Source organism: Streptomyces sp. NPDC059371, from assembly GCF_042751995.1.
Classification (GTDB): Bacteria; Actinomycetota; Actinomycetes; order Streptomycetales; family Streptomycetaceae; genus Streptomyces.
Genome location: NZ_JBHYXD010000037.1, coordinates 19,572 through 30,787, shown reverse-complemented (window position 1 = coordinate 30,787; position 11,216 = coordinate 19,572). Strand labels below are relative to the sequence as shown.

12 protein-coding genes are annotated in these 11,216 nt (G+C 72.2%); 4 read left to right on the top strand and 8 right to left on the bottom strand.

Features of this window, described 5'->3' with window-relative positions:
• Window positions 1-140 precede the first annotated feature (140 nt).
• On the bottom strand, window positions 141-833 hold the full coding sequence (locus ACFXGX_RS21620; protein ID WP_384793600.1) for a hypothetical protein: 693 nt from the start codon (window positions 831-833) through the stop codon (window positions 141-143).
• A gap of 125 nt (window positions 834-958) precedes the next feature.
• Window positions 959-1,318 carry an arsenate reductase family protein gene (locus tag ACFXGX_RS21615; RefSeq protein ID WP_384793597.1) on the bottom strand — a complete coding sequence of 120 codons (360 nt, stop codon included), beginning with the start codon at window positions 1,316-1,318 and terminating at the stop codon, window positions 959-961.
• A 164-nt stretch (window positions 1,319-1,482) separates the two neighbouring features.
• Between ACFXGX_RS21615 and ACFXGX_RS21610 the strand changes: the two genes are divergently transcribed.
• A complete protein-coding gene (locus ACFXGX_RS21610; protein WP_384793594.1) occupies window positions 1,483-1,791 on the top strand; it encodes a hypothetical protein in 309 nt (102 codons plus the stop codon).
• A gap of 221 nt (window positions 1,792-2,012) precedes the next feature.
• On the opposite strand, the gene ACFXGX_RS21605 is transcribed toward ACFXGX_RS21610, so the two are convergent.
• Complete coding sequence (locus tag ACFXGX_RS21605; RefSeq protein WP_384793591.1) at window positions 2,013-3,209, bottom strand: winged helix DNA-binding domain-containing protein; 1,197 nt, start codon at window positions 3,207-3,209, stop codon at window positions 2,013-2,015.
• A 204-nt stretch (window positions 3,210-3,413) separates the two neighbouring features.
• On the opposite strand from ACFXGX_RS21605, the gene ACFXGX_RS21600 reads away from it, so the two are divergent.
• Together ACFXGX_RS21600 and ACFXGX_RS21595 are read left to right on the top strand one after the other, a co-directional pair.
• Window positions 3,414-3,944: a hypothetical protein gene (locus tag ACFXGX_RS21600; RefSeq protein WP_384793588.1), complete on the top strand. Its 531-nt coding sequence runs from the start codon at window positions 3,414-3,416 to the stop codon at window positions 3,942-3,944.
• 50 nt (window positions 3,945-3,994) lie between these two features.
• Window positions 3,995-5,323, top strand: a complete 1,329-nt coding sequence (locus tag ACFXGX_RS21595) for a DUF2252 domain-containing protein (protein ID WP_384793699.1) — start codon at window positions 3,995-3,997, stop codon at window positions 5,321-5,323.
• Between the two features lie 13 nt (window positions 5,324-5,336).
• On the opposite strand, the gene ACFXGX_RS21590 is transcribed toward ACFXGX_RS21595, so the two are convergent.
• The 5 genes from ACFXGX_RS21590 to glnA form a co-directional block, all read right to left on the bottom strand.
• Window positions 5,337-6,119, bottom strand: a complete 783-nt coding sequence (locus ACFXGX_RS21590) for an alpha/beta hydrolase (protein ID WP_384793585.1) — start codon at window positions 6,117-6,119, stop codon at window positions 5,337-5,339.
• Window positions 6,120-6,216: 97 nt separating this feature from the next.
• The gene (locus ACFXGX_RS21585) at window positions 6,217-6,852 is read right to left on the bottom strand and encodes a DUF1269 domain-containing protein (protein ID WP_384793582.1); all 636 of its coding nucleotides are present in this window, start codon (window positions 6,850-6,852) and stop codon (window positions 6,217-6,219) included.
• A gap of 62 nt (window positions 6,853-6,914) precedes the next feature.
• The gene (locus ACFXGX_RS21580; RefSeq protein WP_384793579.1) at window positions 6,915-7,634 is read right to left on the bottom strand and encodes a hypothetical protein; all 720 of its coding nucleotides are present in this window, start codon (window positions 7,632-7,634) and stop codon (window positions 6,915-6,917) included.
• Between the two features lie 4 nt (window positions 7,635-7,638).
• Window positions 7,639-8,583: a zinc metalloprotease HtpX gene (gene htpX, locus ACFXGX_RS21575; protein ID WP_384793576.1), complete on the bottom strand. Its 945-nt coding sequence runs from the start codon at window positions 8,581-8,583 to the stop codon at window positions 7,639-7,641.
• A 210-nt stretch (window positions 8,584-8,793) separates the two neighbouring features.
• Complete coding sequence (gene glnA, locus ACFXGX_RS21570; protein ID WP_384793573.1) at window positions 8,794-10,203, bottom strand: type I glutamate--ammonia ligase; 1,410 nt, start codon at window positions 10,201-10,203, stop codon at window positions 8,794-8,796.
• 199 nt (window positions 10,204-10,402) lie between these two features.
• On the opposite strand from glnA, the gene ACFXGX_RS21565 reads away from it, so the two are divergent.
• On the top strand, window positions 10,403-10,870 hold the full coding sequence (locus ACFXGX_RS21565; RefSeq protein WP_384793570.1) for an RDD family protein: 468 nt from the start codon (window positions 10,403-10,405) through the stop codon (window positions 10,868-10,870).
• Window positions 10,871-11,216: the final 346 nt, after the last annotated feature.

Here is an 11,216-nt window from a genome sequence, read left to right as displayed (position 1 = left end):
CCCGCTGGCTCGGGGCGTGGGGGCGTGGGGGGGGGGGGGCGGGGGGTTCCCCCGCGCGCCCCCCGCCCCCGCCCTACCCGCGCCCGGCCCCCGCCGCCCCCGCCCGCCCCCACGGCTGGGCTTTCGGTATGTTCCGCCCGTTATCCCACCTTCTCGATGCGGGCCCGGCGGATCAGGAACTTGCCCGGCTCCCGGACCTGTTCGAAGGCCGCGTTGTTCAGCAGGACACAACTGCCGGAGACCGAGGTGACCTGAACGGTCGTGGACTTGTTGTTGTCCAGGTTGGTGACCTTCAGCTTCGTCCCGGCCGGGAACTGGTTGCTGGACGCGGCCGGTGCGCCGCCCTCGCCGGAGAGCGTGACGGTCGAACCGTTGCAGACCTGCTGGCCGGTGGCCGCGCCGCCGCCGGCGTTGTTCGCCGGGGCGCTCTGCGCCGGGGCGCTCTGCGCCGGAGCCGCGGGGGCGGCCTGGGCCGGAGCGGACTGCGCGGGCTGCTGGGCGTTCTGCTGGCCGGTCTGGGAGTCCTGAGCCGATTCCCCGACAGCGCAGCCCGACGCCTGCTGCTGAACCTTGATCTGCGCGATGACCGCTTCGCGGTTCGCGATTCTGGCCGCCGACTGGGAGTCGGGGTGGGCCTTCTGGTCCGCGATGAACTTCTGGTTGTTGCCGAGCGCGGTGGCCAGACCCTGGCACGCCACCGAGGTCTGAGCGGTCTGCACGGAGGCCGCGTTCGAGGTGGCGGCCAGGGCGAAGGCCCCGCCGCCGGCCACAGTCGCCGCGCTGACCAGCAGGGCGATCTTCTTCTTCGTGCTGAGGGTTCTCCTACGCGACATGCGCGCCTCCAGAGAGTGGGGGAGCGTTACGTCGCTATGTACGAGATGCCGAACGCAGTTGCTCAACGGTTACGGCATTCACTTGAGTAACCTGGATCACATGGGAGTTGGGGAGAGCGGCCCGGCTACCGGGACAGGGCCTCCCGTACGGCCTCCTCCGTGCGGCCCACCAGTGCCGTCCCGTCGTCCGCGGTGATGATCGGCCGCTGGATCAGCTTCGGGTGCTCGGACAGCGCCTTGATCCACCGGTCCCGTGAACCGGCGTCCCGTGCCCAGTCCTTGAGTCCGAGCTCCTTCGCGTCGGCCTCACCGGTCCGCGTGATGTCCCACGGTTCGAGGCCGAGACGGTCGAGGACGCCCCGGATCTCGTCCTCGGAGGGCACGTCCTCCAGGTAGCGGCGGACGGTGTACTCGGCGCCCTCCGCGTCGAGCAGGCTGATCGCGCTGCGGCACTTCGAACAGGCCGGATTGATCCAGATCTCCATGCCGCACACGTTACGGCAGACACCCTCGGGCACTGCTGTCACGGCACCCCCAAAGCCCCTGTGGCCAGCGGCTATTGTCAGTGCGCGGCGGTAGAATAGAAGCAGTGTTCGAGGGTGTCGCCGGGGGGTCCGGACGGCGCCCTGACCGCGACAGGAGGATGCCTGTGCCCGCTGCCGCACTGAAGCCGCTGCCCACCCAGTCCACATCCAAGACGGCGGTCCCGCTGGACCTGCCGTACGAGCCCGTGGAGAAGCGCCCGCTCCCGCCGGGGCGCCCCCGCGACTGGTACGTCACGCACAACCGCCGGCTCAAGGCGATGCGCATCGCCATAGCCCTGCTCGACTCCGGCGTCTACGTGCCGAACCAGGCCCGTGACGAGAAGATCCGCAGCACCGCGCGACTCATCGGCGTGCACCCGCCGTCGGACACCACGTGCCACATGGTGCGTGCCCTGATGAGGTACGCGCGCTGAGAGTCCGGGCGCGACGCTGAGGGTGCCGGGTGCCCCGTCCCGCGATGGGAGCACCCGGCACCGATCCCGATCCCGGCATCGACCGAGGTGTCGGCGCCGGTCCGGCCTCGGCGCTGATCCCGGCCCTGGCGCCGAACCCGGGCCAGGCTTTCAGCGCTGATCCAGGCCCCGGCACCGGGCCCGGCTCGGCGCCGGAACCGACCGCGGGCCCGGCCCGGTTCTCACTCCGCCGACAACTCCCGTTCCAGGGGCGTCCGGAAGCGGGGTGTGATCCGGGTGTCGCCCACCCACGCCCGAAGGCGCTCGGCCTCCGCCGCGATCGCGTCCCGGGCCTCACGGCCGACACTCTCGCCGGCCGGCAACCGCCAGACGATCTCGCCGTCGGGCCGCTGCGCCCACCCGCCGACCACCCGTCCGTCCCACCACACCGTCGGCCCGACATTCCCGCTGCGGTCGAAGAGGGCGGGCCGCAGGGACGGTTCGAGGAACCAGTCCCGCTCCGGCCGGCTCATGGGCGCCGGGTCGAGGGCGGGCAGCAGGGCGGCCCAGGGCGCGCCCGGCTCGTCGACGGGGCCGTCGTCGCCCGCCGCCACATACCCCGTGAGCCCGTCGTCGAGCGAGACGGCGACCGCCCCGCTCGCGGCCAGCGCCCGCCGTACGTCGGTGACCTTCCACCCCGTCCACCACTTCAGGTCGGCCTCGGTGGCGGGCCCGCACGTCATGAGCCAGCGGTTCAGCAGCTCGGAGCGGGCCCCGGCGGGCGGAAGCTCGGGATGCGGCGGCGCGATCGCCCAGCGGAACTGGCTCGACGTCCAGGATCCGAGCGGACGCCCCCGTACCACCCGTCCCTCGACCCCCAGCACCCGCATCAGGCGGGACGACACGGTGTGCACCCCCTCGTAGCTCTTCCCGGCCGCGTAGGGGAACTGCTCCTTCAACCGCGGCTCGTCGCCGGTGAGTTCGTTCACCGTGGCCTGCCCGCGCCGGGCCAGCGCGGCGAGCGCGGACGCCTCGACCTCGTCGAGCCACTCCTCGGTCAGCCGCCCGCCGCTTCCGGTGACCATGTCCTTGACCAGCCCGGCACGGGCCTTCGCGGCGATGTCCAGCGCAGTCGAGGCGTGCACGACGGCCGCCAGAGCGCCGGGGAACACGAACACGGTGTGCCGCATGCCGTGCATGCGTACGAGTGAACGGTCCTCGTACAGCGCCCGCTCCACCTGGGCCACCGTCTTCCGGGCGTCCGCGAGACGCGCGCCCACCGCCAGGTACACCGTCGCCGGGTCGGTGCCGTGCAGCGCGACCAGGGAGTCCGCCACCTCCTCGGGGGTCGCGCCCCGTGCCGCGCCCGCGAGCCGCTGCCGCAGCCCGAGCCGTGCCCGCCGCTCCGCCACCCCGATGTGCCGCGGTTTCCCCGTCACGTCGTCTCCGTCCGGTCGCTCCGTGCTCCGCGTTCCGTGCTGCGTACTCCGCGTTCCTCATCCTGTCGAACGTTCGCCCCCCACGGGGCGGGGTTCACCCGTTGGACGCAGCCGGGCATGCGGCGGACCTGTCCGCGGCCTTGACTGGGGCCACCGCGAGGAAGCGGGATCCGGAGGCGAACCAGGACCACGTGGGGAGAGACGATGCAGCGCACGGACGGCATACGAGGACCGGTCCGGCTGATCCTGGCCGTGTCCGTGGTGGCGGCCCTGGCCGCGCAACTGACCGCCTGTTCCGACGACAGCAGTCCCTCCAGTACCGCGTCCAAGGCCGCGTCCGCCGCTTCCCGGGCCGCGTCCGCCGTCTCCGAAGCCGCGTCCGCCGCCACCGAGGCCGGTGACGCCCTCGCCTCCGCGACCGCGGAGGCCGGCCGGAAGTTCGACGAGTTCAAGGGCGGCGCGGACGCCAAGGGCGAGGTGAAGATCGACGGAACCGCGAGCCCCGGCTCCGACGGGCGCCTCACGGTCGGGGTGACGGCGACCAATCCCACCTCCTCGGCGAAGTCGTACGTCGTCCAGGTCGACTTCCGCGACCAGAGCGGCAACCTCCTCGACACGACCGTCGTGAGCGTGAACGACGTCGCTGCGGGCGCGTCCAAGGACGGCACCGCCCGCAGCAACCGCTCCCTCACCGGCGACGTCAAGACCGGCGTCGCCCGCGCCGTGAGGCACTGACGGCCGTGCTCCGCAACAGCGTCACGGCCACCACCGCGGACCGGGCAGCCCTGGACCGGGCAGCCCTGGGCCGGGCGGCCCGCAAACGGGTGCCCCGGTCCGCGCACGGCACCTGGATCCCAGCCGCCGACCGCCCCGACCCCGTCGGCCTCCTCCAGGCGCAGGGCAGGGACCGGCTCCCGGAACTGCTGCCGATCCGCTACGCCCGGATGGCGGCCTCACCGCTCGCGTTCCTGCGCGGGGGCGCCGCCGTCATGGCGGCCGACCTGGCCGCCCAGCCCCACACCGGGCTCACCGTCCAGCTCTGCGGCGACGCCCACCTGCTGAACTTCGGGCTGTACGCCGCCCCGGAACGCCCCCTGCTCTTCGACCTCAACGACTTCGACGAGACCTTCCCCGGCCCCTTCGAGTGGGACGTCAAACGGCTCGCGGCCAGCGTCGCGGTCGCGGCCCGGGAGAACGGGCACAAGGAGGGGCACGTCTTCGGCGCGGCACGAGCCGCCGCCGGGCAGTACCGCGAGGCCGTGCGACGGCTGGCCGGGCAGGGCGAACTGACCGTCTGGTACCAGCACATCGACGCCGATCTGCTGCTGCCGCTGGTCCGCTCGGGACGCCGTCGCCGGCGCGCGGAGGCCACCCTCACCCGGGTCCGCCGACGCACCAGCCTCCAGGCGCTCGGCAAACTCACCGAGACCGTCGACGGACGCCGCCGCATCGTCCACGATCCGCCTCTGCTGGAGCCGGCCGGAGCCATGGACGTGGCCTCGCTCCGCAAGATCTTCAGCGACTACCGCTCCACGCTCCCCGAGGAACGACGGCTGCTCCTCGACCGCTACCGGTTCGTCGACGCGGCCCGCAAGACCGTCGGCGTGGGCAGTGTCGGCACCCGCTGCTTCATCGTGCTGCTCGCCGGGCGGGACGCCGACGACCCGCTGTTCCTCCAGATCAAGCAGGCGGGACGGTCCGTGCTCGAAGAGCATCTGCCCATCGGCCCGTACGTCCATCCCGGGCGCCGGGTCGTCGCGGGCCAGCGGCTGATGCAGGCCGCCGGTGACGCCTTCCTCGGCTGGACGACCGGCCCCGAGGGACGCGCGTTCTACTGGCGCCAGCTCCACGACACGAAGGGGTCCGCGGACATCGCCGGCATGAGTCCGGGCGAACTGCGCGCCTACGCCCGGCTGTGCGGCACCGCGCTGGCCCGCGCGCACGCCCGCTCCGGCGACCGTGTCGCGATCGCCGCCTATCTCGGCGGCGCCGACACCTTCGAGCGTGCCGTCGCGGACTTCGCGCTGCGCTACACGGACCGCAACGCCACCGACCACGCGGCACTGGGCGCGGCGGTCATCGCGGGCGTCGTCCCGGCGGCCCCGGGCGTCTGAGGCCGCCGGCCGCTCAGGCGCCGGCGGCCGGCCGGACCGGTGACCCGAGTCCGGTGAGCGCGAGGTCCACGAGGCGGCGCCGGTCCTCGGCGTGGTCGCGGAACCAGAGGCCCAGGAAATGATCGGCGTCGGGCAGGTCGAGGCGGGTGAGGTCGGCGCGGGCGGAGAGCGCGTCGGCGACGGCCCGCGTCACGGCGGGCGGGATGACCGCGTCCGCGGCCGGGACGGCGAGCACCGCCCGTCCCTCGTAGGCCCGCAGCACGTCGAGCGCGGGCGCCTGCCGCCAGCTCTCCGGGGTGCGGATGATCCGGCTGAAGCGGCTCTGCGCCGCCGGGCCGTCCTGCCGCGGGGCGCTCCCCGGGTCCTCGAACGGAAGGGGCCAGGCCTCGGCGGCGTACACCGCGGGCGCGCACAGGACGAGCGCCACCACGCGTTTCCCGTAGTGCCGTGCGAGATCGGCGGCCGTCTGGCCGCTCATGCTGAACCCGGCCAGGATCAGCGGGGCGTCCGCCGGGACCGTCGCGTCGATCACCGACACGGCCTGCTCGAAACGCAGCCGGAGGCTCAACTCGCCCAGTGTGCCGGTGCTCTCACCGTGCCCGGAGAAGTCGAACGCGAGTCCCGCGCAGCCGCGGGCCGCGAAGTCGCCGAGCAGGGGGAGCAGTCGCTCCTTGCTGCCGCTGCCCGCGCCGTGCAGCAGGACGGCGGTCGCCGCGCCGTCGCCGGCGTCGTCGCCGCGGCTGCGGACGCAGCTCAGTCGTTCACCGTCGTGGTCGTGCGTGAAAGGGGAGAGCATCCGCCCATTGACGCACGTCGGCCGCACCGCCTCCGAGGCGGGAGTGGCTGAACAACTCCCCTTCGGGGATGACCGGCCGGCGGGAGGGGCGGGCCGCTCAGGAAGCGGCGGGAGTGCCGTTCGCGTCCGGCCCGGTGGTGCCGGCCGCGGCTGAGGCGGGTGTGCCCGCGGCGCCGGGGTCGGAGGCCGCAGCCGAGCCCGCTTCGGAGGCCGGGGCCGTGCCCGTGCCGGAGCCGGCCGACTTCGCTTGGGCCGCCGCGACCGCCTCACGCAGGTGGTCCTCCTGCTCCTGGCTCAGCGAGGTCTGCACCAACTGGCCGCCGAACTCGGCGATCTGGGGGATCACCTTGTCCCCGGCCGCCTGCTTGACGAGGACGAACAGCGCGCCCGCGCCCGGCCGCAGATTCTGGCTGAGATCCTTCATGAACTTGTCGTTGATGCCGGTGTCCGTGACGGCGCCTCCGGCGGCACCGGCCGCCGCGCCCACCGCCGCGCCGAGCAGCGGCGCCAGGAAGAGCAGCCCGATGACACCGCCCCACAGCGCGCCGCCGGCCGCTCCGATGGCCGTGTGGCTGACCGCCTGGTGCAGCTTGATCCTGCCGTCCTCGCTCCGCTCGACGACGACCGCGTCCTCCAGCTCGACGAGATGCTGCTTCGACAGCTCGAACAACTTGTCGCGCACCTGACTCGCGGTGGCGACATCGTCGTAGGCGACGACGAACAGATTGCTCATGAGGGCACCCCTTGTGTCGATTTCGTTCGACTTTATAGGGATATGGGGCGGGGTGCAGTCGGTCACAGGCCGGGGGCGCCCCAGATCGGGAACCAGCGGGCGAGGTCCTGTTCGACGCGCAGGTCGTCGGCCAGGGCCGCCTTGACCTGGAGTTCGAGTGCGTTGTCGCGGGGGGCGGCGCGGCCGCCCCCCCGGGGCGCGCGGGGGGGGGTGGCCCCGGTGTGGTTGGTTTGGCAGCCCCGCCCCCCCCGGCCCCCCCCCCCCCCGGCCGCGCGCGCGCCGTTCTGCGGGGGGGGGCCGCCGCCGCCCGCCCCGCCCGGCCCCCCCCCCGCGAAGGGATAGAAGGTCCCGCGTTTGTAGAGGTAGACCAGGCCGAGCCGCCGCTTCCCGGCGTCCTCGAAAGTCACCACGGAACACAGGAGCTGAGGACCGAAGCCGGCGCCCTCCAGCGAGCTGTTGACCGCGTGCAGATCGCTCACCAGCGCCGGGAGGTCGTCGGGGGCTCGGCGGGAGATCAGCCACGAGTAGCCGTACTCGTCCCGGCCGATCTCCACCGGGGGACCCGTCCGCCCGGTGTCCGCGTCCAGCAGCTCCCGCACCTCCCCGTGCGCCTCGGCGAAGGCCGCGCCCTCCACCGATGCGAAGCACACCGCTCCGGTGCCGGTCGGGGTGAACCCGGCCGCCGCCTGGAGGGTCACGGCCGCCGACGGCAGTCCGAAGAGCCGGTCGAGGTCGGGTGCGGCGGGCTTGCTGCGGCCCAGCAGGATGTCCAGGAACCCCATGCGGTCAAAGAGCCTCTCCGGGAGTCGGGGCGCTCGCGTCCGGCACCGCGGCCTCGCCCAGCTCGACGGAGATACGGGCCAGTTGTCCGAGCCGCTGCTCAAGGCTCGGGTGGGTCGAGAACAGGTTGGCGATGCCCGGCTGGGCGCCGAGCGCGGGGGTGAAGTAGAAGGCGTTGAAGGCCTGCGCGGTCCGCAGGTCCTTTGTCGGGATCCGGCCGATGTCCCCGGTCACCTTGGTCAGCGCGGACGCCAGCGCCGAGGGGCGGCCGGTGAGCAGGGCCGCGGAACGGTCGGCGGCCAGTTCGCGGTACCGGGAGAGCGCCCTGATCAGCATGAAACTGATGGCGTACACGGCCGCGGACACCGCCATCACCGCCATGAAGATCGCGACGGTGTTCTGGTCCTTGCGGCCCCGCCCGCCGAAGAGCTCCGAGTAGAACGCGAACCGCACGATCAGCCCGGCGAGCACCCCGAGGAAGGACGCCACGGTGATCACGGCGACATCCTTGTGCGCCACGTGCGACAGCTCGTGCGCGACGACGCCCTCCAGTTCGTCGGGCTCCAGACGGCGCAGCAGCCCCGTGGTCACGCACAGCACGGCGTGGTCGGCGTTGCGCCCCGTGGCGAACGCGTTCGGCATGTCGATGTCCGAGACGGCGACGAGCGGCTTGGGCATGTCGGCCACGGCGCACAGCCGGTCGACGACGCCGTGGAGCCGGGGATACTCCTCCCGCTCCACGATCCGTCCGTGCATGGCGTACAGCGCGATCCGGTCCGAGAACCAGTACTGCGCGATGAGGAGCCCGGCCGCGATCACGACGACCAGCACCCACGACTTCAGCAACACGATCAACGCGGCGACGAAGGCCACGTACAGCAATCCGAGGAGGAAGAGCGTGACCGTCATGCGCACGGTCAGCTCCCGGTCGTTCCGGAATCGGCTCCGCATCTCGCACCACCCCGCAGTCGGGCACTCGTCCCGCTCTCCATTGTGCGCCCGCGGTTCCCCATGAACTGGTGCCGATAGGCCCCGCGGCGGGCAAAGAACCGCCCCGTGGCGCGCGGTCCCGCGCCCGTCGCCGGCGGGGGAGAAACGCGTCGGCCGCGCCCCTCCCGGAGGAAGGACGCGGCCGAGACGTGTGCGGCTGGACCGACGGGCCTACACGTCGAAGTACAGCTCGAACTCGTGCGGGTGCGGACGGAGCTGGAGCGGCGCGATCTCGTTCGTGCGCTTGTAGTCGATCCACGTCTCGATCAGGTCGGACGTGAAGACGTCGCCCGCGAGCAGGAACTCGTGGTCGCGCTCCAGCGAGTCGAGGACGGCCGGGAGCGAGGTCGGGACCTGGGCCACGCCCGCGTGCTCCTCGGGAGCCAGCTCGTAGAGGTCCTTGTCGATCGGCTCGGCCGGCTCGATCTTGTTCTTGACGCCGTCCAGACCGGCCATCAGCAGGGCCGCGAACGCCAGGTACGGGTTGCCGGAGGAGTCGGGCGCGCGGAACTCGACGCGCTTGGCCTTCGGGTTCGAGCCCGTGATCGGGATACGCATGGCCGCGGAGCGGTTGCGCTGCGAGTACACCAGGTTGACCGGGGCCTCGAAGCCGGGGACCAGACGGTGGTACGAGTTCACCGTCGGGTTGGTGAAGGCGAGCAGCGACGGGGCGTGCTTGAGGATGCCGCCGATGTAGTAGCGGGCCATGTCCGACAGGCCCGCGTAGCCGGCCTCGTCGTAGAACAGCGGGGAACCGTTGCTCCACAGCGACTGGTGGACGTGCATGCCCGAGCCGTTGTCACCGAAGATCGGCTTCGGCATGAAGGTCGCGGTCTTGCCGTTGCGCCAGGCGACGTTCTTCACGATGTACTTGAAGAGCTGGAGGTCGTCGGCCGCGGCGAGCAGCGTGTTGAACTTGTAGTTGATCTCGGCCTGGCCGGCGGTGCCCACCTCGTGGTGCTGGCGCTCGACCTGGAGGCCGGAGTTGGCCAGCTCCAGGGAGATCTCGGCACGCAGGTCGGCGAAGTGGTCGACCGGCGGGGTCGGGAAGTAGCCGCCCTTGTAGCGGACCTTGTAACCGCGGTTGTCCTCGATGGCACCGGTGTTCCAGGCGCCGGCCTCGGAGTCGATGTGGTAGAACGACTCGTTCTCGGCGGTCTTGAAGCGCACGCTGTCGAAGACGTAGAACTCGGCCTCGGGACCGAAGTACGCGGTGTCGGCGATACCGGTCGACGCGAGGTAGGCCTCGGCCTTCTTGGCCACGTTGCGCGGGTCACGGGAGTACTGCTCGCCCGTGATCGGGTCGTGGATGAAGAAGTTGATGTTGACCGTCTTGTCGCGGCGGAAGGGGTCGACGCGCGCGGTGGACAGGTCGGCGCGGAGCGCCATGTCGGACTCGTGGATGGCCTGGAAGCCGCGGATGGAGGAGCCGTCGAAGGCGAGCTCCTCGGTCGGGTCGAAGGCCGTGGCCGGGATCGTGAAGTGCTGCATCACACCCGGCAGGTCGCAGAAACGGACATCGACGAACTTGACGTCCTCGTCCGCGATGAACTTCTTGGCCTCGTCGGCGTTCTGGAACATCCAGCTCCTCCTACTCCCGCCCACAGTGGACCGGGGTGGTAGTTCGTTCGTGCGGCCAGTGCGGTGGCACACGCTGGGGCCGACCATAGGGACGGGGGATTTCTCCAGCGTGACCCATTTGTTTCGCCCAAGTTAACCGACCTCGGCCCGGCGGGCCCCTCCTGTCCGTATGGCAAAACGGGCACAGTACCTTGGACGGGTGGACAACAGGCAAGCAATCGGATCGTGGCTCTCCGGCCCCCGCGCGGCGGCGGAGGAAGCCGGAGTCGACTTCGGATACCGGGGCGAACAGCTCGGTCTGCCGGAGCACGGACCGGGCTCGATCGCCCGCCCGGGCCGCCGTATGGGCGCCCTCGCCGTCGACTGGGGCCTGTGCCTCCTGATCGCATACGGGCTGCTCACCGACGGCTATGGCCGGACCACGGGGAACTGGGCCCTGCTCGTCTTCTTCGTTCTCGGGGTCCTGACGGTCGGTACCGTCGGCTTCACTCCGGGCAAGCGGCTGCTGGGTCTGCGCGTCGTGCCCGAGGGCGGCGGCCGGCTGAACCCGCTGCGCGCCGTGCTGCGCACCGCGCTCCTGTGCGTGGCCGTCCCGGCCCTGATCTGGGACCGCGACGGCCGGGGCCTTCACGACCGCCTCGCCCGCACGATCGAGATCCGCGCCTGATCCCCGCTCCGACACGTCGGAGACGGAACCCGCCCTCGGGGCGAGAGGTCCCTCGCGGGGAGGGTGACGGGCCGGGGAGGCCCGCACGTCCACGCGGACCGAGATCCGGCACTGCGACGAGTCCCGGGTGACCCGCGGCCCCCGCAGACGCTCCCCAGGGTGGAACCGACTGTCACGGCGACGGCACCCCCGAACGGGAGCTCGACCGGCGGCCTCGCCGCTACGGGGCGGGGTGTGTACGACGATGGGGCGCCCCCGTCGTTTTCGCGCCCCCCAAGCGGCGTCTGAATGTTCTATCGTCAAGAAAGGTCGAGGGGGGTGGGGGCGCGGGGGGGAGGGAGTCGCG